Below are 24,138 nucleotides of genomic sequence, written 5' to 3' on the forward strand. Positions count from 1 at the left end.
CTCATTGGAACGCAAATCCATTTGCGAGTCAGTGAGCAAGTTTCATTGGAACGCAAATCAATCTGCGAGTCAGTGAGCAGGTTTCATTGGAACGCAAATCAATCTGCGTGTCAGTGAGCAGGTTTCATTGGAACGCAAATCAATCTGCGTGTCAATGAGCAAGTTTCATTGGAACGCAAATCAATCCATCTTTTAACACCACAAACCAAATTTAATTGTATCCACACAGTCAGTTGTTTATAATTATTTTAACTGTAAGACTTTAAGGGGGATGCTTAGTGATCATTGCGATCATTTTTCTATTATTTATGTCGTTATTCTTCTCAGGTAGTGAAACGGCATTAACAGCAACAAACAGGATGCGCCTGAAGTCCAAGGCGAACTCGGGTGATGTGCGAGCGCAAAAATTATTAAAACTCGTTGAGAAACCAAGCGTATTCATCACGACGATTTTAATTGGTAATAACATCGCGAACATACTTTTACCAACACTCGTTACAACGATGGCAATTGACTATGGTATTAGTGTCGCAATTGCATCGGCCATTCTAACGGTTGTGATCATTATTTTTGGTGAAGTTATCCCTAAATCGGTTGCAGCTGCTTTCCCAGAACGTATTGCATATCTTGTCAGACCGATTATTCAATTTTTAGTGGTTGCGTTAAGACCGATTACTGTCATTTTAAATGCCATGACAGACAGTATTACTCGCGCTTTATCTAAAGGTGAAGTTCGATCCTCGTCGGTATCAAAAGATGAGTTGATGGCAATTGTTGATCTTGCCGATTCTGAAGGTGAATTACTGAGTGATGAATCATATCGTATAACGGCAACACTGAATTTCCAGAAACTAAATGTTAAAGACGTCATGACGACGCCACGTACTGAAGTCATTGCTGTACAAAAGGATACTTCATTTGATGATGTGAGAGATTTGGTCATCAGTGAGATGTACACGAGATACCCAGTTTATGATGAAGATCAAGATGATATCGTGGGCGTGTTCCATTCAAAATACTTACTGCAGTGGTCACTAGTGCCAGAAAAGACGCTGATGGATTTTGCAGATAAAGATCCGCTAAGAGTTGATGAATTTGAATCTGTTAACAAAGTGCTAAGAAAGATGAGTCGTGAGCGCAAGCACCTCGCAATTGTCATTGATGAATATGGTGGCACAGAGGGGATACTAACACACGAGGATATTATTGAGTCAATGCTCGGGTTTGAGATTGAAGATGAAACGGATATTAATAATGACAGTTTAGTCGATTCGATGACAGAGAACGAGATTGTTTGTGACGGTAAAATCACATTGCATCGTTTAAATTCAGTGTACGGTACGGATATTCCAGAGGAAGAAGATACCTTATCCGGATATTTATATAAAATGTTCAACGACGTACCAGAAGATAACGATGTTCATATTGAAGATGAACTGCAGTTCACTGTGTTACAAATGGAAGAAAATACAATTCGAAAAGTACAGATTATAAAAAGATAAACAATAAGATTGATGTATTTATTAAGGTAACGTAAATATTGTAAATGCTATTGAAATTGTTCTCTCAGTCGTTTAATCTTTAATTAAAGCTATGCAAATGGCAAAAATTTTTGGAGGGTACATAACATGTTTAAATCTCTTAAGAAATATGGTTTATCTGCATCTGTTGTTGCTTTAGGTCTTGGTTTAACAGTAGCAAGCTCAGTAAGTGCACAAGACGAGGAAATCGAATCATTAACTTTAGGTTTCATTCCATCAAGTGACGCAGGGGAAATCGCTACGACAGCTGAACCACTTGAAGAATATTTATCTGAAGAATTAGGTGTTGAAGTTACAGCTGAAGTAATGGTTGACTACACTGGTTTAATCGAAGCGATGAGAACTCAACAAGTTGACATCGGATTCTTAGCACCATTCTCATTCGTACAAGCTGAAGAGAGAGCAGACGTTGAAGTTCTATTGAAATCTGTACGTCACGGTTCAGATACTTATGTTGCACAATATGTAACACACGTTGACTCAGGTTTAGATTCAATTGAAGACATCATTGCTGAAGAAGGATTAGTATGGGCTTACCCAGACGTTCTTTCAACTTCAGGTTACCTTTTCCCAGCAGCTCAAATGACTGACATGGGTGTTGAAGATTTAGATAGCTTCTTCGAACAAATTGCTGTTGGTGGACATGACAACGCAATCATCCAAGTATATGATGGTCAAGCTGATTTTGCGACAACGTTCGATGATGCAAGAGAAAACGTTGAAGAAGATTTAGAAGATGTTATGGATGTACTACAAGTTGTAGGAACTACAGACGATATTCCTAACGACACAATCTCTGTTCGTTCTGAATTACCAGATGAGTGGAAAGAAAAAATTCAAGAAGCTTTCTTATCAATCAATGATAACGAAGAAGTATTACAAGTTATGAATGACATTTATAACTGGGATGCTTTAGCTGAAGCGTCTTCTGAAGACTACGACATCGTTCGTGAAGTATTCGCAATGTTCGAAGATGAATTAACTGAAGACGAAGATGACGAAGAAGAAGATGAAGATTCAGACGAAGACGTTGAAGAAGATGAAGATTCAGATGAAGATTCTGAAGAAGACGATGAAGAAGACGAAGAGTAATCGTTAAAAAATTTAACCGACATATATACGGGAGGGGTGGACACACCCTCCCTTTTTTTCTATATTTATATACATACATATTATTTAAGAAAACTTTGAGGTGGAAACTGTGATTGAATTTAAAGATGTATCCCTCGTTTATCCGAACGGGTTTAAAGGATTAAAAAACATCAATTTAAAGATCGAGAAAGGTGAATTTGTCGTAATCGTCGGTATGAGTGGTGCTGGGAAGTCTACACTTATTCGAAGTATTAACCGTATGGTTCAACCGACGAGTGGTCAACTCATTGTCAATGGTCGTGATATTACGAATTTAAAAGATCGTCAATTACGTGGGCTAAGAACGAATGTTGGTATGATTTTCCAAAGCTATAACATCGTAAAACGCATGAGTGTACTTCGCAATGTACTTGCAGGACGATTAGGACACACGGGTACGTTACGCAGCATTCTCGGCTGGTTTCCACAAAGTGATCTACAGCTGGCGATGAGAAACTTAGAGCGTGTCGGTATTGATTCTAAAGCATATCAGCGTGCGAGCAACTTATCTGGTGGTCAGCAACAGAGAATTAGTATTGCGCGTGTGTTAACACAAGAACCCGCTGTCATATTAGCAGACGAACCAGTCGCAAGTTTAGACCCACCAACTTCGCACAAAGTAATGAAGGACTTAAAGAAAGTTTCTAAGGAAGATGGGTTAACAACAATCGTTAACTTGCACTTTATCGATATGGCGATGGAATATGCAGACCGTATTATCGGACTCCGTGATGGTGAACTCGTGTTTGATGGTCCGATTTCAGAAGTAACGCCAGAAACATTTGTTGAAATTTATGGTCGTCCAATTAAAGAAGATGACTTACTCGGTAAAGATGATGAGCCGGAGGAGGTTGATTTAGAAGATGTCGTCAAATAAGTCCGCGAACGAAAACAATGGTAAACGTTCTGGACGCATCTCTTTAACATCCACTGTTCTTAAGGTGAAAATGTTACTCATCATTGCGGTGGTCGTCACGCTATACATACTAGCAGTCATCGCAACTGATTCGAATCCAATTCGAGTGATTGAAGGGTTTGAGCATATTTGGAACTTCGTCAAAGATGACTTGTTCCCACCAAACTTGGATTACTTTACTCGTGTTTGGGAACCATTACTAGAAACATGGAACATCGCAATTTTTGGTACGACTTTCGGGGCGCTTTTAGCTTTACCCGTATCATTTTTAGCTGCCGGTAATATAACAACGAATAAGTATCTATATAGAATTTTTAGATTTATATTCAATATTATCCGTACTGTACCTGAAGTTATACTCGCGGTGCTTTTTGTTGCCCTAGTTGGTATTGGAGATGTGTCAGGTATACTTGCGCTCACAGTGCTTACTGTCGGTATTATCGGAAAACTGTTAAGTGAATCCATTGAGTCAATAGATCCAGGACCGATTGAAGCGATCCAAGCATCTGGTGGAAATAAGCTTCAGGTGATTCGCTATGCGGTGTTGCCACAAGTATTGCCGCAGTATGTCTCTTATACGCTTTACTCGCTTGAGATAAACGTAAAAGCATCAGTTATTCTTGGTTTCGTTGGTGCTGGTGGTATTGGTATTATTTTACGTCAACAGCTCGCCATGTTTAACTACGACCGAGTTGCAACAATCATATTGACGATTTTTATCGTTGTAACAATTATAGACTTCATCAGTAACAGAGTAAGGGAGCGACTTGAATAATGGAAAATAGAGACAAAGTAAAAATTAATCAACTATTCAGTCGCAAAAAGAAAATGTACACCGCTGCAATTCTTATTATTCTTGCAGCTGTCTATATCGTCGCATTTTTATCGACACCATTTACAATTCGAAGTTCTTCAGTGTCTACACTTGAGACATTGAGACGACTTTTTATAGAACCATTAATCAACCCAGAATATTATAGTGGTTACCTTGAAATGATAGAATTAATGCTCGAAACGATTGCTATCGCTTATGCAGGTGTGACCGTTGCGACAATAATCGCAGTGCCAGTTGGATTTTTAGCGGCACGTAATTTACTTGGACCTTTATCTTATCTAGCAAAAGCTTTGTTGAACGCGATTCGTGCAATTCCTGAACTGATCTTTGCGATCATCTTCGTTGCATCAGTTGGTATTGGACCATATGCCGGGGTACTTGCAATCAGCATTAACTCTGTTGGAATGATCGGTAAGTTATATGCTGAAGTTATCGAGTCGATTGATGAGGAACCATTAGAAGCGATACGCGCATCAGGTGGTAACAGAATTCAAGTCATTTGGTATGGCGTCTTGCCTCAAGTATTGCCGGAGTTCGTATCCTATTCGCTGTATCGATTCGAAATCGATGTACGTGCTTCTACAGTACTCGGTATCGTCGGTGCCGGTGGTATCGGTGCGCCGCTTATTTTAGCAACGTGGCAGCGTAATTGGGAAGATGTAGGGATGATTTTAATCGTTGTTGTCGTCTTCGTAAGTATTATCGATATATTATCGGGTCAAATCAGAAAACGCCTTACTTAAATAAATTCAAACATGTTATATTGAGAATATCACGATTAATGGGGAACTATTATGAAGATATTCTCTTTATTTTTGGCTTACAATATTGCACTCGCTCGATTTTTATATCAAAGTAACAAACGCATTGTCATCACGAAGCGTGAAATCTCTTTAGACAGGTTGCCTAAAGAATTTTCTGGAATGACGATTGCTCACGTTTCTGATTATCACAATGCGTTTTTTGGCTTCCGTGCATCCAGATTAATCAAGAAGATTAAAAGCCTTGATGCAGATGTCATTTTCTTTACAGGGGATATAATTGACCGACGCACGCCAAATTTACGACGTGCAAAAACGTTTATTAAGAAGCTCGAACAACTGGGTGAAGTGTATTACGTCACAGGGAATCACGAAATTCATTATGACGAATTTAATAAACTATACGATGCCATTGGCGCATCAAAAATTAAAAATATATCGATGAATAGTGCTGTGCTGACGAAGGGGAATCAGTCGATACATTTAATCGGTATGAATGATGTGTGGTTTTATGGAGACGATGAAGACCCAGAGATTTATAATATATTCTATGAAAAGTTAAAAGAAAAGGTCGAGGGAAAGTCAGAGTTTAAACTATTGCTATCTCATAGACCAGAGTTGTTAGATCAATATGCTTCGCTCGATCTCGATTTAGTCTTTTCTGGACATGCACACGGCGGACAATTTAGAGTGCCGATTATAAAAGGACTCTATGCGCCACATCAAGGTGTCTTTCCAAAATACACAGAAGGTGTTTATAAAAAAGGAAATACACAACTCACTGTCAGTCGTGGACTTGGGAATAGTCGTTTTCCATATCGCTTATTCAACCGACCAGAAATTATTAAAGTGACGTTGAAGCGTAGCGAAGAATAAGAGGTGAATGAGATATTGAAACGAATACTGTTTACTATGATTTTACTCTTTAATTTCACGCACAATATTTCTGCAGATACGAATGATGATACCCAAGTTGACACGGTCACGGTAGATACAATGCCTGGCCGAGTGCCGCTCGATACGGAACTCAAACTGACTACAGCAACGCCGGATGCCGAGATCTATTATACATACAACGGTACGGTGCCAACGACTGAGGATTATAAGTATGACGGCAGCATCGTATTGGATGAGCCTGGCTCGTATACGATTACTGCCATTGCATTTTCGGACACTTTACCCGATAGTCATGTATCCCAGTGGACATACGTTGTCAATGATGGGGAATTTATGTTAATCCATGAAGTTCAAGGCCCTCGTCATGTTTCACCGTTTGATGGTGCGCCAGTTAATGATGTTTATGGCATCGTCACGTTCTATTACATGGATAGCGGCAATCATTATTTTCATATACAAACACCAGATGATTTAGTCGATCATGATCCAAATACTTCTGAGGGACTGCTTGTGTTTACCGCTAAAGAAGATCCGGTCGTTGAAGTGGGTGATGAGGTGATGATTTCAGGTACAGTTCAAGAGTTTTTTATCAACGGTTTTGAAGATAAAGAACAGACGGATCTACCGGTAACACAACTGAATGCACGTGAGTTTGCTAGCGGAGAGATTCGCGTGCTGTCACGTGGAAATGATTTGCCGTCGCCAATTCTTATAACATCAGAAGATATTCCAGATGAAATCGCTTCTCTTAATCATTTCAATGATGGACTGGACGACGTATACTTTGATGCTGAAAATTATGCGATTGATTTTTGGGAATCATTAGAAGGCATGCGTGTTCAAGTGAATGATCCATATGCTGTCGCACCACAACAACATGGCGATATCATCACGGTTTTAGATCAAAATCTAATCGATACGAATCATGGCGGCGTGTTGCTGACAGAAGAAGGACCATCGACTCAACTCATCCATTTTAGAATGCATGACAATCAAGAGGCGCGAGACTTCCCTATTAAAACGGGTGACTATTTCGAAGGACCACTCATCGGTCATGTCAGTTACGCGTACCAGTTTTATAAGCTCAATATTAGCTTAGAAGATATGCAAAATGCATTGGTTGAAGGCGACACGACACCGAAATCAACATCAATCGATGAAGCGGCTGACAAATTAACGATTGCGAGTTATAACTTAGAAAACTTCTCAGCATTTGAATTACAGACATCAAATGAGAAAGCGGAGCGTTTAGCACGGGCAATCGTCGATGATCTTGGTGCACCTGATATCATTGGTGTTACTGAAGTACAAGATGAAAATGGACCAATAGATGCTGGGAATCCAGGTGCACGTAAATCCTACACGAGACTCGTTAATGCAATCTATGAATATGGCGGCCCGCGTTATGAGTTTGCACATATTGATCCGATTGATAATCAAGACGGTGGTCAACCGGGTTCAAACATTCAAGTTGGTTTCCTCTACAATAGAGAGCGTGTCAGTCTCAAAGAAGGAATACCGCATGGTGGTGCATTAGACGCTGTCAGTTATCGAGATGGTGCATTGACATTAAACCCAGGTCGTATTTCGCCTGAATCAGAAGCTTTAAGCGGCACGCGTAAACCACTCGTAGCGCAGTTCGAATTCAGCGATGAGAATGTGCTCGTTATCGTCAATCATTGGAACTCTAAACGTGAAGACGATCCACATTTCGGTCGGTATCAACCCGCAGATACTGACAGTGAAGATAAAAGAATTCAGATCTCATTGTTAGTACAGGATTTTATCCGAGAAGTGATGAATGACAATGACGCTGCCAATATCGTTTCTCTTGGTGACTTCAATGCATTTCAGTGGGAGGAGTCGATGCTCATTCAAGAAGATGAGTTTATGACAAACATGGTTCATGAAGTACCAGCATCTGATCGCTATTCTTATATTTATAATGGTCATTCACAAGTGTTAGACCATATTTTTGTTTCAAATCATCTCGCTGATCAAACAATCATTAATCAAGTAAAAATCAATGCTGATTTCACTGATATGCATGGACGTGCGAGTGATCATGATCCGGTTATTATTCAAATAGATTTTTCGGACAATTAAATTTTGTTATTTCAAACGAGTACCTTAGTGTAAGGTGCTCGTTTTTTTGTAAAAACTGTAAAATTTGAGATATACGGTTGATATACATAGTGTTTATTGTTATTATCTTAAACGTTGTCGTTTTTATACATATCCGTATACAAATAATTAGGGGGGACGAACTTGAAAAACAAAAAGAGAAAAAGTAAAATTTCTAAAGTTTTTGTCTAAGGTGTAATTGCAATTGCAATCGTTGTTATTCTCGGTGCAATATTCCCAAGTGAATTCGGTGAAGTTGCAGGCGGCATTTCATCTTGGATTACGAAGTATATTGGTTGGTACTACATGATTCTCACGACGATGCTCGTATTTTTCTGTGTATTTCTCGTGTTGAGTCCCATCGGAAAGTTAAAGCTCGGTGCACCTGATGAAAAGCCTGAGTTTAAAACAATATCTTGGTTAGCCATGTTGTTTAGTGCAGGTATGGGTATCGGACTCGTATTCTATGGTGCGTCAGAACCGATTACACACTTTATGTCACCACCGACAGAAGAAGGTGGCACTGATGAAGCGATGATGGAAGCGATGCGCTCGACATTTTTACACTATGGATTCCACGCGTGGGCGATGTATGGTGTTGTTGCGCTCGGTCTTGCATACGCTCAATTTAGACGTGGTGAAGTCGGTCTATTATCTAAAGTACTCAGACCAATTTTTGGTGACCGTGTAGATGGTCCACTGGGTATTGTTGTCGATGTTTTATCTGTATTCGCGACCGTTATTGGTGTCGCAGTATCTCTTGGTATCGGCGCCATGCAAATTAATGGTGGTGTGAATTACTTGCTTGGAGTTCCAGTAAATACTTTTGTTCAAGGGATTATCATTGTCATCGTTACAATACTATTCTTGATGAGTGCATGGTCAGGGCTAAGCAAAGGGATTCAATATTTAAGTAACCTAAACATGATTATGGCTGGTTTGTTATTTGGAGTGATACTTATCATTGGTCCAACATTACTGATCCTAAATATGATGACTGCAGGTACAGGTCAATATTTAGGTACTTTCCTACAACAAAGTTTTGATATCGCACCACTTAATGAACAGAAAAGTGAGTGGTTGGATACTTGGACTGTGTACTACTGGGGTTGGTGGATGAGTTGGAGTCCATTTGTTGGTATATTCATCGCACGTGTGTCTCGTGGACGAACAGTGCGTGAGTTTATATTAGCGGTGCTTTTCGTACCGACAGTCATTGGTATTCTCTGGTTCAGTACATTTGGTGTAACCGGTGTGACGATTGCAGAGCAAGTGCCTGCGATATTTAGTATGAACGCCGAAGTACAGCTGTTTGCAGTCTTTAATGAATTGCCATGGAGTACATTATTATCTCTGATTACAGTTGTACTAATTGCTGGATTCTTTATCACCTCAGCAGACTCAGCGACATTTGTACTCGGTATGCAAACATCATTCGGATCGTTAACGCCATCGGGTATGATTAAAATTATTTGGGGTATTGCACTTGCTGCAATCGCTTATATCTTACTTCTCGCTGGTGGAGAAACCGGACTAAATGCACTGCAATCCGCAGCAATAATCGCAGCCTTACCATTTAGTGCTGTTGTTGTGTTAATGGCAATCTCATTCTATAAAGATGCCAGTGCAGAAATAAAGTACTTTGAGTTAACATTTACGCCGCATGAAGAGCGTTATAAGGAATATGTTGACGGCACTTTAGAAGAGTATGAAGAGAATTTAGAAGAATATAAAAAGAGTCTTAAAGACGATACACCAGGTATATAAATTTTTTAGCATATCCATTTCGGGTATGCTTTTTTTAATGCTGATTCAGTATAATATGAGTAAATAAATATTAGGGATGATCAGATGACAAAAATATTATTCACTGGAGACAGCATCATCGCTCGACCATTTTTGAATCATCAAGGAGAGACAGAGCTTAAAGCGTTAATTAGAAGCGTACCGTTTGCATTTACGAATTTAGAAGTGTTACCGATAGATTTTAAAGGTCATCATGCAGCACGTAGCGATGGCGCACACTTTTCAGCACCACGAGAAGTTTTACCGGACTTACAAAGTGCGGGATTCAATTTGTTTAGCTGTGCGAATAACCATATGCTCGACTATGGCGAGACAGGTTTGAAGACGCTGATTGATCATTTGAAAGAAAATGATGTGAGCTACAGTGGAGTAGGTCGTACACTCGGTGAAGCATCGGCGCCAACTTACCTTGATATTAATGATACCGTCGTATCACTGATTTCATGTGCATCCACAGTGTTCCCAGAAACAGTTGCAGGCGAACGCAACGATTTTACTGAGGGTCGTTATGGAGTTAATCCAATGCGATATGGATTAGAGTATCACCTTGATGAAGAGAACTTTAGTCACATGTCCCAGTTATTTGTATCCCTAGGATTGGATCAAATGATGAGACAGTCACAGGACCTTGGTTTCGTCAGCCGTAAACTGGAGTCAAACGCGGAGGTATTATACTTCCATGACTTTAATCATCGCGTCCAAAATGGCATTACTGCAAAGTTTGTAAATAGCGGAGTTAACGAGATAAAGACCTTTATAAATCAGACGGACGCGACGCGTCAAATTAAGTGGATTGAAGAAGCAAAAAGACGATCTGACATTTGTATCGTCAGTTTACATGCACATGAGAGTAAGTACGAACGCCAGTATCCAGCAGATTTCATAGGAGAGTTTGCGCGAGTTGCAATTGATCATGGGGCAGATGTCGTCGTCTGTCACGGTCCACATTTGCTACGTGGCATTGAGATTTATGAAGGCAAACCGATATTTTACAGCCTAGGGAACTTTATCGGAATGAATGATTTGGTAGAAAAATTGCCAGCGGGCAGTTACGACCGCTTTGGCTTGAGTAGCGATTTGTTGCCGAGTGAGGTGTTTGATATGCGAAGTGAAGGTGGGAAGAAAGGCTTCCCAGGACTCGATGACTTCTGGATTACAGTTATACCGGTTGTGAAGTTTGACGGTGATGATGTAGTAGAGATTGAGTTACATGCTGTAAGGATGAATAATGAGAGTGTGCAACATCGCGGAAAACCGTATTTAGTATACGGGGACGAAGCGCAGTATGTGATTGAGCATGTCGCGGGGTTGTCAGATGAGCTTGGGACGGAAATCGTGATGCGTGGCGATGTAGGGATTGTTCAGCTTTAGGTGACTGAAGATTTGTGGGTAGCCGTGTACGGCAAGTTTGAAAAATTTGGTATGCCGCACAGTTTGGGTTGTGAAGTGTGTGTCAAGTCGGAAAAAATTGGTCTGCCGCACATCTTGAACTGTTTAGTGTTACTCACAAGGCAGTATCAAGGGCTTGAGTAACACTTAGGTTAGTAAACTGTTACTCCCGAGGGAAAATCAATGACTTGAGGAACACTTTTGACCTTTATCTGTTCCTCAGACGATAAAATCTAGTGCTGCGGAACACTTTTGCCCATTAACTGTTCCTCAGATGGGAAAATCTAGTGCTGCGGAACAACAAGAGCCTTAAACTGTTGCTCGACAAATAAAAACTTGCGACAGCATCACAAAACAAACAAAAGCCCGGTGTGCGACGATGCCACAAAATCAGTCTCCACACACCGGTTCTCCTAATCATCATCCAATCACCAAATCACTCACTAAATATCATATCTGGTGCTGTGCCTTTTTCAATCACAATCTCTTCAACCAGATACTCTCGCAAAGTAGCCCAATCGATCTCGGCACCGATACCAGGCTCATCGGACACAGTCACTACACCATCACGCGCCACCACCGGCGGCACGATAATATCCTTATGCCAATATCGGTCTGAGGATGCGGTATCTCCAGGCAACGTAAAGTTACTCAAAGTAGTAATCGCTATATTATGCATGCGTCCGACGCCGGCTTCGAGCATGCCGCCGCACCACATCGGGATGCCATTTGCCTCTGCCAACTCATGTATCCTAAGCGACTCCGTAATCCCACCAACTCGAGCGATTTTCAAATTGATAATTTTACATGCATCTAAAGCAATCGCATCTTTTGCTGCTTTAAACGAATCGATGCTTTCATCCAGACACACGGGCGTTCGAATTTCCTTCTGTAACGCCGCATGATCCAGCATGTCATCATGACCAAGCGGTTGTTCAATCATCATCAAATTAAATTCATCCAGCTGCCTAAGCACAACAATATCATCCAAAGTATATGCAGAGTTCGCATCTGCCATAAGCGAAACGTCAGGATGCACTTCACGAATCTTTCGAATTAACTCAACATCTCGGCCGGGTTTTATCTTCACCTTAATGCGTTTGTACCCTTCTGACACTTTCTCAGAAACGCGCGCCACAACTGCTTCATCTGTATCTTCTAGGCCAAGTGAAACACCGACTTCAACAGATGATTTCACACCACCCAGTACTTCATGCAGTGGTTTTCCGAGTTGTTTAGCATACAAGTCCCAAACAGCACCCTCCAGTCCTGCTTTGCCCATGTTATTTCTTTTAAAGTTTTTCAACACATCACTTACACCATTTGGATGACTAATATCGGCATTCAAAACGAGGGGGATAAAATACTTCTTCATCGCAATGATTGAAGCATCTAAAAACTCTTCAGTATACAACGGGTCTTCATTCGATACACACTCGCCATATCCAACGAGTCCTGTTGAGTCAGTGACAGTCACAATCGTGACATGTCTTTTATCTTGTGTGCCAAAGCTCGTCGTAAATGGACTGACTAAATCCATACTTAAACGATAAATTGCTGCTGATTGTAATTGCATGTGTTACCTCCAAAAAAAGACACCTAATTTAGATGTCTTTGTAATCATAAGTTTTACAGATTAATTGGTGTTCCTTTTTTCTGTTGTAAATCTCTATACATTAAGTATAGTATAATGATCGATGGAATACCGAACAACAGTACGTTTAAGAGCGACATTAGTCCAGCAATCAGTTTGTTACCCTTAAAGAATACAGAGAATACACCAAAGAACATGACTGACTCTAATACCAAGTAACTGATTGCAAAGTCGCCGATAGATAATCCCATCAACCAAACGACGACAGCAATGATTGTTAGTATGAGACCGATATTCGTTGGTTTATACTTTCCTTTTTCAAGGATTTCTCCATCCCACATCTGTCCACCAACATAAAATGATCCAAACGGTATGAAAGAGACGACAGGAATATCTAAATTCATATGTTGACCGATTCTATAAAGCAAATAGTTTTGAATTAAATAGCGAATGAGTCCGAAAAACAGGAAGAATAGTAACACTAAAATTCCAACAGCAAAAATACCAAATAAAATTTCCAAATGTCTCACCCCTTCTTAATTTAATTATATCAAAAACAATCTTTATTTTCCTTTTATAAGGGGCGATAAAAACGGCGCTTAAATCTTTACCGAATAAAGACCTAAACGCCGTTTAAATATTTACTTAAAATCGTGCACGATTTGCTCTGCGATTAATCTTTTGTGCACTTCTATATGCATCAAAGACACAGATTACCCAGACAATCGGTAAAAAGATATAACCAATTAAAATCGTTGTTAAAAATCCATTAAGTGCTTGAATTAATATAAACAAAACACCTTTTATAATATGACCGTTGTAGATCTGCCCAAGTCCGTTGATCAACGCACTCAATACGGCAGCAGTACCGGCACTTTTTTGTTCGTGCATATCATCACCATCCAGTTACTTATATTTTACCATGAATAGTATTCATTTTTCTTCTCATCTGCATACGGCTCTTTAAACGGCCACCAGTTTCCTTTGTTAAATGTAACGACGAATGCCGGAATCAATAGTGGCAATACGATAAACGCATAGAAGAGTAGAGCAAATATAATCACGCTCGCCACTTGTATTAATATTGTAATGCCAGATGGGAATAGTGCTGCGAATGTTCCTGAGAGAATAATGACAGCAGTGATGACAATGACCCCCATCTTACGCACAGCAATTTCAATTGCTTCTCTTACACTATGTTGTTTCAACTCTTCGGTGAACCGGTCGATGACAAAGATTGAATAGTCAATACCAAGTGCCGCAAATATAATCAAACTAAAGAACGGTACTGCCCAGTTGAAGTCACCAAATCCTAGTAATCCAAGTAACCAACTCGAGAATGTAACAGATGCAAAATACGTAATGAATATTGAACCAATCATATAAATTGGTAGTATAAATGACTGAAACAATACAGCGAGTATCACGAACAATGTGATGATAAAAATCGTCACAACACGTGTATAGTCAGCGGATGATACATTATCTAAGTCGCGGTTTACACTTGATACACCCGTATAGTAAACGTCTGAATCTTCGATACCAAGTCTGACAAGTTCAGTTTCTACTGTCGCTTCGATTTCATCTAACGCTTCCATCGCTTCTCGCGTATATGGATCAAGTGCCAAGACAACATCTAAGCGCATCGCTTCATCATTGTATACGTAATGATCCATCGCATCTTGCAGTGCTTCATCTGTGTAGTAGTCTTCTGGAATATTAATACCTGAGCCTGTAATTGCGTCATTCTCAGAAATGTCATCGATCGCAGTCGTCATATCCGCAAAACCTTGCGACATTTCATCTAGACCGTCAATCATCTCATCGATTCCAGTCGTTACTTCTTCTAAGTTTGTCTCAATTTCGGTTAACCCAGCACCGATTTCCTCTAAACCTTCCGCTGCTTCAGTTAGACCGGTATCAAGTTCATCCAGTCCACCCATGTCTTCTTGTGCAGCAGTAATTTCTTCATTCGCCGCGCCGATGCCTTCTGCGACTTCTAACAAGCCAACTTGAACTTGTTCTAACTGCTCAGCAACACCATAAATATCTCCACTAAACGTTAAGTATTCATTGATTTCTGAGAGTGATTGTTCAATTTGTTCTACACTTGTTTGTAGTGTGCCTAACCCTTCTTCACTCTCATCTTGAGTGTCTCCTTCAGGCACGCCTTCATTGAGTGATGTTACAGCATCAGTTAAACCAGTTTCAATTTCAGAGAGCCCTTCTTCCATCTCACCGAGACCTGTTGATATTTCTCCCAAGCCATCATTGATTTCAGTCAGGCCATCAGTAATTTCTGCTACCCCTTCGTCCATCTCTGTAATACCGTCTGCCATCATATCTATTTGATATAAGACGCCAAATTCCTCAATTGCTTCCCCAGCAGGACGGGTAAACGTTTGAACTTCTTGAACTGCTTCAATTTGACTGATCGTCTCTGCCAACGTTTCGATTTGAGTCAATGTTGAAGGTGTCATCAACGTATCATTTGGTTTTACAATGACTTCGACAGGGAACAATTGGCCTTGGTCAAAGTTTTCATTGATGACATGTGTTGCATGGACAGCTGAATGCGTATCACTGATTTCTTCAATCGCATTGAAGTTTACGTCTTCGTTGTAAAAATAACTCGACACTGCCAGCAATGCCACGACGATAAAAATAACACGTGTTGGATGCTTGATTGAGAACATGCCAAGCGGTGTCCATAATTTACTTTCTTTAACAGAAGTAATTTTAGTGTTCGGCCAGAAAATATACTTACCGAATAATGTCATCAAGAGCGGTAAAATTGTGTAGAGTGCAATTAATAAGAATAATATACCTACAGCAACACCGACAGCGCTACGGTAAATTTCAAAGTTTGCAAAGTAGAGTACACCAAATACGATTGCACCACTGATACCACTGATAAACACCGTTTTACCGCCTGTTTTAAATGTGTTCAACACGGCTTCTTTCTTATCGTGTGAATACAGCTCTTCCTTAAATCGATTGAGTAGCAATATACAATAATCGGTTCCGATACCGAATAGTATGACGATTAAGAAGCTCTGGGTTTGTGGGGAGATTGGGAACCCAAACCACTCCACAAACCATCCGACAAATGATTGTCCAATCAAGTAGGCGACTCCAACGACAATCACGGGAACAATCGGTGTGACAAGTGATCTAAACATGATGATCAAGACAGCGACAACGATGATGAGTGTGAACATTTCTGTCGAACGTATACCATCCATTGCATCTTCTTCTACTGTGCGTTGTACGAGCTCTGCAGACGTCATAGAGACTTCAGCATCTGTTGAATTTAACTGTTCAATTTCTGATGCCTTATCGAGTATGTATACCGCATTTCCAGTGTATTCCATCGGAATAATTACGACACCGGCATCTTCATTTACCATATTACTCCGCAAATCCGCATCGATATCAAAGGGATTCGTCACGTTTTCAATATCTTCAATCGATGAAATGTCGTCGATATACGTTTCGATTGATGCTTGGTGATCGGATGTTGAATCTTCGAACTCTAAAACGAGACTCATCACTTCGGTGTCATCTCCGATAGATTCCAAATATTGACGTGCATCTTCACTCGGTGCACCGTCAGGTAACTGGATATCACCTTTTTCTGCTGCGAGTTCTGTTAAGTCAGGTGAGTAGTAAAAAGCTGCACCCGCACCGATAATTAATATGATCGAAAATAACCATCTAAATTGTAAAATTCTTTTCATTAATCGTTCCTCCAAGTAAATGTTTCATCATGACATCGGTTGCTTGACTTAGTTCTGAGCGTTCATTGTCACGAAGATGGTCAATGCTTTTTTGTACTTCCACTGTTATTTCATGGGTCAATCGCTTGAGGATTACTTTTGCCTCTGGCGTTAAATAGATGAGTTTTGATCGTTTGTCATCTGTTAAAGTATTCTCTCTGACTTCAATCAATGCTTTTAACTCTAATTTCTTTAGTACTTGTGTGACTGCACTTTTGTTTACGTCAAGCATTTCAGCCAATTCTGTTGGGTATGCGTGTCCATTGATCAAAACATACTCTATAATTTTGATTTGTGTGGCAGACATATTATGTTCAGTAATCACATTGTTGATTGCGCTAAAAATGTTTGTGTATCCATAACCAAAAATCTTAGATAAGTTATTAACGAGTGTATCGTGATTGTTCATTCGCATTCCTTTCATGTAGTTTAGTGGTATTAACTTTATTCATGTGCAAGAATATCAGAATAAATGAGAAATATCAAAGAATTTTCATCAAATATTTATGATAATTTTATCGCTAAATAGAGATGTTTTTGTTAGTGTTGTAAGTGGATAAATGTTAGTATTCTATTACTTGATAGATTCGGAATGAATGAAGGAGCAAGCACATGAGAGCATTGAAATTAATCGTTGTAGGAGTGGGTACGGCGTCACTACTCGTGGCATGTAATGGACAAGATGCAAGTGTAGAAAAGAATAATGCTTTAGAAGAAACAGAGGGTACTGCTTCAAGTGAAGAAAGTGTGAAAACCTTCGTTGCGAGTTCGGATACAGATGATGACGAAGTTGAAGATCATTCAGATCATCCGGTCATTCAAGCATCGGATGCATTGGAAAGTTATGAAGCTGATGTAACAATCTTAGCATCAATTGATAACAATGATCCCGAACGATTAGAGTTATATATTAGAATGGTAAACGGTGATTCACCACAACTACACATTCGTGCAGAAGATGCTGACCGAACAATTCACACGGATGGTAAAACGTACCATAACAATGGTGTGGAGTGGGTAGATATTACTGGAGATGTTGCATTTGAACAGCTGCACCGCGTCACATATAAAAGCGCAGCAGATTTGTTTGTCACACTTGAAGATCGGTTAGAAGAAAATGAAGAAGACGGTAAACTCATTTATACGTACTCAGGCAATGATTCTGACATCCATACGATGTTCGAAGAGTTCGTTGGTGTTTCATTTGGTGTCGTAGATACGACTGATAATGAAAATGAAATCCAGATTGAAATAGACAGTGAGACAATGTATATAACGTATATCGATTTCAAAAGTCGTGGGGAAGATAGTCAAGGTGAATTCTCATTAGAGAGTTCAGTAGAATTTTTAGAGTTTGATAATGTCGATGACATCGAAGCACCAGATGTTAGCGAATAAGTTAGATAATTAAAACCACTTGCTGCAAATTATTCCAGCAAGTGGTTTTTTATTATGACTAATTTTCAATTGGTTTTAAAAACATTTCCAAATGCTCGCGTTCATGTTCTAACTTTGGTGGAAGCACGAGTGATTCTCCTAAAGATTCAAGCGGTTCATCCACTTGGAATCCTGGGCCTCTTGTAGAAATCTCGACAATAATATTACCGGGGCCACTAATGTATAGTGCTTTAAACCAAAATCTATCTTTAATACCACTGTTTGGCCAGCGCTCTTCATGTACAAGACGTCTCATTTCTTCTAAATCCTCATCCGATTCTACATTGAGTGCAAAGTGATGTACGCTGCCGTAGCCGCCTTTTTCAACGGTTGAATGTCGTGCCTCAACAACATAGACAAACTCGTTGCCAAACTGAACGATTGCTTCTTCCGCATCTTCAGTTAGGAGTGTTCCTCCGACAAGTTCCATCAACCCGATAAACGGCTTCTTATGCTGAACAGTTACTTCTACAGCAACAATACCGTGAATGGCAAATTCTACTGGAATATCTTCTACAACATTTGGTGTGATGTCTGTTGGTGCTTCATCAACGACAAGAGCCATGCGGTGTTTTTCACTATCTTCAAAGTTCATCATCGTTTTACCAAATCGTTCCACAATGCCTTCGTGGTAGATTTCTCGTTCAATAAATCTTTCCTTAAAGAAATCGAGCGCTTCTCTAGATGGAACTCTGAACAATGTACGTGTAATGCCATTTGTCCCTTTGCGATATTGTGCGCTGTTGACAATTTCAAAAAATGTCATGTCAGTGCCTGGTGTTCCTTTGTAATCTGCATAAAATAAATGATACATACTGCTATCGTCTTGGTTAACTGTTTTTTTAACCAAGCGAAGACCCAGTGCTTTCGTATAGAAATCATGATTGTCGAGTGCCTCTTTCGTAATCGCGGACACATGATGCATACCATTTGCTTTCATAAGCACAACTCCTTAAATTCATCTTAAATTAAGTATATAATAGAAATATCATATTCTCGAGTGAGGTGTTTACAATGAAACACTTATTTATTGAAGGTGAATCGGATTGGACGTTAATACTGCTCCATGGAACAGGCGGACGTGAAACAGATCTGTTGGAGTTCTCCACGATGGTGGACCGTAGGGCAAATATTCTCGCCTTTCGTGGCAACGTCATACAAGACGATCAAACGCGATTTTTTCTGCGTCATGTACACAACGTCTACGACGATGAGAGCCTAGAGCAAGAAGGCCATCTGTTACATGATGCGTTGATTAAATGTAGTGAAATATACGATATCGATTTAAAGAAGAGTATTTTTATCGGCTATTCTAACGGTGCAAACATGGCTGCTTACTACACATTGAATATTGAAAGTGATGTTGCTGGTGCGGTATTCTTACATCCTGCTTATCATTCCTCGTTAATGAGTGATGTATCATTGCTTGGTAAATCCTATTTAATCACTGCTGGCGCACGCGATATGGTTGCACTTGCTGGAGATGCTTATCAATTGAAGAAACATCTTGAGTTACGTGGTGGCTCGACAGAAGTGAAATTAAATGATGGGCCACATGCCATCATGTCTGAAGAGTTGATGGAAGCGCATGTATGGTTTTTAAATTTAAAGAAAAGTCTCGAAGATGAATGACGGAATTTCTTTATATTGTTTATGAAGTGATCTTACCGATACTCATCATTGTTGTTTTAGGATATATCGTTCAATTAAAATACAATTTAGATTTAAGCACGCTATCAAGACTGACGATATTTTATATATTGCCAGGTTTTATTTTTATGACATTATATCGAACGGCAATTGATTTAGGACAGTTTCTATCCATCTTTGGCATACTGATTATTTATGCCGGAGTAAGTTTTCTAATCGCTCAAGTCATTGGCCATTTCATGGGGCTCAGTCGTGATCGACAAACATTATTTACAAACTCAAACATATTTTACAATGCAGGTAACTATGGTGTGCCGGTCAATGATTTAGTGTTTCGCTCCGATCCGTTTGCGATGATGACACAAGTGATGATTATCATCTTCCAGAATATCTTTGTGTTCACATATGGTATCGTGTCGCTCAGTGCAAAGGATACGAGTAAACTTAAAGCGATGCTCGGTTACTTCAAGATGCCAATATTTTATGCGGTGCTACTGGGATTACTCGCAAGCATATTCAATGTCAATTTACCATCACCAATCGAGTCGTCATTCGAATACATCAGGCAATCGATGGTCGCGATCGTTCTATTCATACTCGGTGCTCAAATCGCACAGATAAAATTCACGCGACTAAGTAAATCGGCATTTGTCGCCACGCTGACACGCCTCATAGTCGGACCAGTTATGATGTTTCCGATCATCTTGATATTTGGATTGGATGGAATCGTTGCGCAGGTGTTACTGATTGCTGCAGCTTTACCATCAGCTGTCAACAGTGTGATTATCGCGCAGCAATATACAGATGACTCGAGTTATGCAGCAGAAATCGTCATGATGACAACTTTATTGAGTCCTATCACAGTTTCAGCTACAATATTTATAGCGAACATTTATTTTGGTTAGGTTTATTCGATTTTCATTTGTGGTACAATATTTTTAATCAACAGTTGTTTGAAGGAGAAGTTCATGGTTAATATTGCAGATTATTTAACAGAGTACAAAGTCCAAGATTTAAAACGTTTATGTAAGACATTAAATGTCAATAACTATTCGAAATTAAAAAAAGAAGAGTTAATTGATGAAATTGTAAAAGCTCAAAAGTCTGAAGAAGCAGCACGTTATGCGTTTTTATTTATCGATGATGTATCTTTCAATAACTGGAAGAATTCAGCAGGTAACAATGATGAATCCGCTAAATACTCACTAGAAGATATCTTTGGATTATATATCATGGGCTACGCATTTGAAGATAAAGACAATGAAGACACGTTCTTCATTACGAAAGTTGTTTCTGATCTTTTTGAAAAAGTAAATACCGAAGAGAACAAAGAGTCGCGTATCGATGTTCAAAGAAAGCTGAACTTGATTCGTGCAGCGTTACATCTATACGGTATTGTTAGCATTGAACAGCTATTGCACTTGTTCAAAAAATATTACTCTCAAGAGATGGATCAAGACGCACTTATCGAGTTTTTAGAAGAATCACCATATGAGATTACAATTGATACCGATAAAGGTGAAATTGTTATCGATGATATGACGGATGAACAGTATGAAGTTGTGAAACGTCTTCAGAAAAACCGTCCTTACTTCGAACCTGAATTTGCGAAGTTTATCAAGTTCAGTGACCCGAACTATATCGATGAATCTTCACATCACGTGTGGGTGAGAGAATGGGTTGCTAAAAATATCGAAGGTGACGAGACAGAAAAATATCAAAATTACATTGGAATTCTACAACTTGTTATGCAAGGTGGAAACCAAAATCAAGTCGTGCAATTTTTGGCGAATCTCAATGTTGAGTTTAAAAATACAGCTGCTCAGAAAGAATTCTTTAAACACATTGAAGGTGTATTAAATAATACACGTCACTTTAAGTTTAGAGGCCACAAAGAATCTGAACTTAAAACAAAAACAATTGTAAAAGAAGAAAAAGTTGGACGTAACGATCCTTGTCCGTGTGGCAGTGGTAAAAAATATAAAAAATGTTGTGGAAGATAACATAGATGGCCTTGCATTTTGCGAGGTCTTTTTTTAAATTATTTTGGGGGCATATACATATGAAACATTATAATTATCCTTATCAAAACTCTAGGTTTAGTACGTATTCAAAACGTGGTATGGTGGCGACGAGTCATCCGTCAGCATCTCAAGCAGGGATGCAGATGCTTGCTCAAGGTGGTAATGCAGTCGATGCTGCAATCGCAACAGCAGCGATGCTAACAGTTGTTGAACCGACTTCTAATGGAATTGGTGGCGATGCGTTTATGATCGCGTGGATCAATGGTGAGCTTGTCGGTATGAATGCGAGTGGACGTTCTCCGAAAAAATTAAGCATGGATGAGATTATGGGACGTGGATTTGAAGCGTTGCCTAAGTTTGGTTGGTTACCTGTTAACATTCCAGGTGTACCCGGCGCATGGGGCAGTTTAATTGAGAAATATGGTCGTTTATCTTTAAAAGAAGTGCTAGCACCAGCAATCACTGCAGCGCGAGAAGGATTTGTGTTGACGCCAACAGTTGCGAAATTCTGGAAGAATGCATATAGAAATTTTAAAAATCATGAGGCGAATTTCCCTGAGCTCAAGCATTGGTTCGAAACGTTTGGTGAGGCTGAAGTCGGCACGGTTAAAAAGTTACCTTTCCATGCACAAACGCTTGAAACACTAGCTGAGGAAGGCAGTGATAGTTTTTACACTGGATCACTTGCTGAGAAAATCGTGAAGTTTTCAAGTGAGGCAGGTGGACTGATCACAAAAGAAGATTTAAAAGCGTTCAAAGTTGAATATGTGACACCGATAACTAAAAACTACAAAGGTTATGATATTCATGAAATACCACCAAATGGGGATGGTATTACAGCGTTGATGGCGCTAGGCATGTTACAGGGTGATGATTTTGCATCACTGGATGCAAATGCGTACCACCATCAAATCGAAGCGATGAAACTATCGTTTGCGGATACGATGAAGTTCGTGAGTGATGCTGACACAATGCGGGTGACGTCAGAAGCAATGCTAGACGATATGTATTTAAAAGCGCGCCGTGCATTAATTGGGGAAGAGGCTGAAGTGCGCGAGCATGGTGATTTAGAGAGAAGCGGTACGGTTTACTTAGCGACTGCCGACCAATTTGGGAACATGGTGTCTTATATTCAAAGTAACTATATGGGATTCGGTAGTGGTGTTGTCGTGCCTGAGACTGGTATTGCGCTTCAAAACCGTGGGCATAATTTCTCGATGAATAAAGAAGATGCCAACTATGTAGGTGGCGGTAAAAGAACATTCCATACGATCATACCTGGGTTCATAACAAAAGATGGCGTGCCCGTGGGACCATTTGGTGTGATGGGTGGATTTATGCAACCACAAGGTCACTTGCAAGTTGCAATGAACTTAATCGACTTTGGTATGAACCCACAGAGTGCGCTCGATGCGCCGAGGTGGCAATATATTCAAGATAAGACGGTGGAAGTAGAGGACCGTTTCCCAGCTGATATTGCACGTGAACTGATGCGACGTGGCCACAATATTAAAGTAAATCTTGAACCGAATTCTTTCGGTCGTGGACAAGTGATTATGCGTGATCCTAAGACAGGCGCTCTTGTTGGTGGTACGGAATCACGAACAGATGGGTCAATCTCTGCATTATAATTATATATAAAAAAGCCGGCGGTATGATGATGTGATGATCATCTAATCGCCGGTTTTACTTACTTAATAATAAATTCAAATGAATCCGAACGGTTGGAAGGGATACTGATTCTAATGCTATCCGCTTCTTGACGAGGTTCAATCAGCAACTCTGTACCGACATCTGAATATCGCACAGTTTCTATAAATGACTCTCCATTGTAATACGATACATATGCAGAATTATTAATTGCATATGAGCGCGATGGGTCATACTCGATTGGTTGACTTAATACCATGTCGCTATTATTGTGCATGAGCTGACCTTCATAACCCATCCACACACCTTGCTCTACAGTTGTTGGATCGAATAAATTTTGACCGGGTTGTGGACCTTCAGGTTCTTCCTCAACTTCGGGTTCCTCTTCCGGTTCTTCTTCCACAACCTCTTCTTCTATTTGTTCTTCCTCTTCTTCAGCTTCAGCTTCGGCCGCTTCTTCAGCGGCTTTTGCGACGAGTTCCTCGTGCACTTTAACGTGTTCATCTATCGTCATACCACGCTCTTCTTCTGCTGAACTACATCCCACAAGAAACAAAGAGATGAATGAAAAAATTATGATATATCTCATGTCAATCATGCTCCT

At 39.9% G+C, this 24,138-nt stretch carries 21 protein-coding genes; 14 read left to right on the forward strand and 7 right to left on the reverse strand.

Annotated features, from left to right (window positions below; genetic code table 11):
* Nucleotides 1-278 precede the first annotated feature (278 nt).
* The 9 genes from BMW30_RS07380 (at nt 279) to BMW30_RS07420 (ending at nt 11,382) form a co-directional block, all read left to right on the forward strand.
* Entirely contained in the window at nt 279-1,502 is a 1,224-nt protein-coding gene (locus tag BMW30_RS07380) for a hemolysin family protein (protein ID WP_091475354.1), read from the forward strand.
* A gap of 126 nt (nt 1,503-1,628) precedes the next feature.
* Entirely contained in the window at nt 1,629-2,633 is a 1,005-nt protein-coding gene (locus tag BMW30_RS07385; protein WP_091475356.1) for a phosphate/phosphite/phosphonate ABC transporter substrate-binding protein, read from the forward strand.
* A gap of 109 nt (nt 2,634-2,742) precedes the next feature.
* Nucleotides 2,743-3,549 (forward strand): phosphonate ABC transporter ATP-binding protein, encoded by an 807-nt coding sequence (gene phnC, locus BMW30_RS07390; protein WP_091475358.1) that lies wholly within the window; start codon nt 2,743-2,745, stop codon nt 3,547-3,549.
* On the forward strand, nt 3,536-4,363 hold the full coding sequence (gene phnE, locus BMW30_RS07395) for a phosphonate ABC transporter, permease protein PhnE (RefSeq protein ID WP_091475360.1): 828 nt from the start codon (nt 3,536-3,538) through the stop codon (nt 4,361-4,363). Before phnC ends, phnE (BMW30_RS07395) begins: the two co-directional genes overlap by 14 nt.
* Entirely contained in the window at nt 4,363-5,166 is an 804-nt protein-coding gene (gene phnE / locus BMW30_RS07400) for a phosphonate ABC transporter, permease protein PhnE (RefSeq protein WP_091475362.1), read from the forward strand. The genes phnE (BMW30_RS07395) and phnE (BMW30_RS07400) overlap by 1 nt, the downstream gene beginning before the upstream one ends.
* Before the next feature lie 51 nt (nt 5,167-5,217).
* Nucleotides 5,218-6,060 carry a metallophosphoesterase gene (locus BMW30_RS07405; protein ID WP_091475364.1) on the forward strand — a complete coding sequence of 281 codons (843 nt, stop codon included), beginning with the start codon at nt 5,218-5,220 and terminating at the stop codon, nt 6,058-6,060.
* 15 nt (nt 6,061-6,075) lie between these two features.
* The gene (locus BMW30_RS07410; RefSeq protein WP_143249003.1) at nt 6,076-8,187 is read left to right on the forward strand and encodes a chitobiase/beta-hexosaminidase C-terminal domain-containing protein; all 2,112 of its coding nucleotides are present in this window, start codon (nt 6,076-6,078) and stop codon (nt 8,185-8,187) included.
* 216 nt (nt 8,188-8,403) lie between these two features.
* A complete protein-coding gene (locus BMW30_RS07415) occupies nt 8,404-9,972 on the forward strand; it encodes a BCCT family transporter (protein WP_091475367.1) in 1,569 nt (522 codons plus the stop codon).
* Nucleotides 9,973-10,056: 84 nt separating this feature from the next.
* On the forward strand, nt 10,057-11,382 hold the full coding sequence (locus BMW30_RS07420) for a CapA family protein (protein ID WP_091475369.1): 1,326 nt from the start codon (nt 10,057-10,059) through the stop codon (nt 11,380-11,382).
* A gap of 454 nt (nt 11,383-11,836) precedes the next feature.
* On the opposite strand, the gene menC is transcribed toward BMW30_RS07420, so the two are convergent.
* From menC to BMW30_RS07445, 5 genes are all read right to left on the reverse strand, one after another.
* Nucleotides 11,837-12,976 carry an o-succinylbenzoate synthase gene (menC, locus tag BMW30_RS07425; protein WP_091475371.1) on the reverse strand — a complete coding sequence of 380 codons (1,140 nt, stop codon included), beginning with the start codon at nt 12,974-12,976 and terminating at the stop codon, nt 11,837-11,839.
* 53 nt (nt 12,977-13,029) lie between these two features.
* On the reverse strand, nt 13,030-13,515 hold the full coding sequence (locus tag BMW30_RS07430) for a hypothetical protein (protein ID WP_091475373.1): 486 nt from the start codon (nt 13,513-13,515) through the stop codon (nt 13,030-13,032).
* A gap of 124 nt (nt 13,516-13,639) precedes the next feature.
* Entirely contained in the window at nt 13,640-13,885 is a 246-nt protein-coding gene (locus tag BMW30_RS07435; RefSeq protein WP_091475375.1) for a hypothetical protein, read from the reverse strand.
* 26 nt (nt 13,886-13,911) lie between these two features.
* On the reverse strand, nt 13,912-16,734 hold the full coding sequence (locus BMW30_RS07440) for an MMPL family transporter (protein WP_091475377.1): 2,823 nt from the start codon (nt 16,732-16,734) through the stop codon (nt 13,912-13,914).
* On the reverse strand, nt 16,712-17,197 hold the full coding sequence (locus BMW30_RS07445; RefSeq protein ID WP_091475379.1) for a MarR family winged helix-turn-helix transcriptional regulator: 486 nt from the start codon (nt 17,195-17,197) through the stop codon (nt 16,712-16,714). The genes BMW30_RS07440 and BMW30_RS07445 overlap by 23 nt, the downstream gene beginning before the upstream one ends.
* 188 nt (nt 17,198-17,385) lie before the next feature.
* On the opposite strand from BMW30_RS07445, the gene BMW30_RS07450 reads away from it, so the two are divergent.
* Entirely contained in the window at nt 17,386-18,171 is a 786-nt protein-coding gene (locus BMW30_RS07450; RefSeq protein WP_091475381.1) for a hypothetical protein, read from the forward strand.
* 58 nt (nt 18,172-18,229) lie between these two features.
* On the opposite strand, the gene BMW30_RS07455 is transcribed toward BMW30_RS07450, so the two are convergent.
* Nucleotides 18,230-19,150: a VOC family protein gene (locus tag BMW30_RS07455; protein WP_091475383.1), complete on the reverse strand. Its 921-nt coding sequence runs from the start codon at nt 19,148-19,150 to the stop codon at nt 18,230-18,232.
* Between the two features lie 74 nt (nt 19,151-19,224).
* On the opposite strand from BMW30_RS07455, the gene BMW30_RS07460 reads away from it, so the two are divergent.
* The 4 genes from BMW30_RS07460 to BMW30_RS07475 all read left to right on the forward strand — a co-directional run bounded on the left by BMW30_RS07460 (nt 19,225) and on the right by BMW30_RS07475 (nt 23,515).
* Nucleotides 19,225-19,842, forward strand: coding sequence for an alpha/beta hydrolase (locus BMW30_RS07460; RefSeq protein ID WP_091475385.1), 618 nt, complete (start codon nt 19,225-19,227; stop codon nt 19,840-19,842).
* On the forward strand, nt 19,839-20,765 hold the full coding sequence (locus BMW30_RS07465) for an AEC family transporter (RefSeq protein WP_091475387.1): 927 nt from the start codon (nt 19,839-19,841) through the stop codon (nt 20,763-20,765). Before BMW30_RS07460 ends, BMW30_RS07465 begins: the two co-directional genes overlap by 4 nt.
* A 63-nt stretch (nt 20,766-20,828) precedes the next feature.
* Entirely contained in the window at nt 20,829-21,863 is a 1,035-nt protein-coding gene (locus BMW30_RS07470; protein ID WP_091475390.1) for an SEC-C metal-binding domain-containing protein, read from the forward strand.
* Between the two features lie 59 nt (nt 21,864-21,922).
* Nucleotides 21,923-23,515, forward strand: a complete 1,593-nt coding sequence (locus tag BMW30_RS07475) for a gamma-glutamyltransferase family protein (RefSeq protein WP_091475392.1) — start codon at nt 21,923-21,925, stop codon at nt 23,513-23,515.
* A gap of 59 nt (nt 23,516-23,574) precedes the next feature.
* Here the strand turns inward: BMW30_RS07475 and BMW30_RS10615 are convergent, their stop codons facing one another.
* Nucleotides 23,575-24,123, reverse strand: a complete 549-nt coding sequence (locus BMW30_RS10615; RefSeq protein WP_091475394.1) for a hypothetical protein — start codon at nt 24,121-24,123, stop codon at nt 23,575-23,577.
* Nucleotides 24,124-24,138: the final 15 nt, after the last annotated feature.

Origin of the sequence: Aliicoccus persicus, from assembly GCF_900110815.1 — a bacterium.
In the GTDB taxonomy this organism is placed as follows: domain Bacteria; phylum Bacillota; class Bacilli; order Staphylococcales; family Salinicoccaceae; genus Aliicoccus; species Aliicoccus persicus.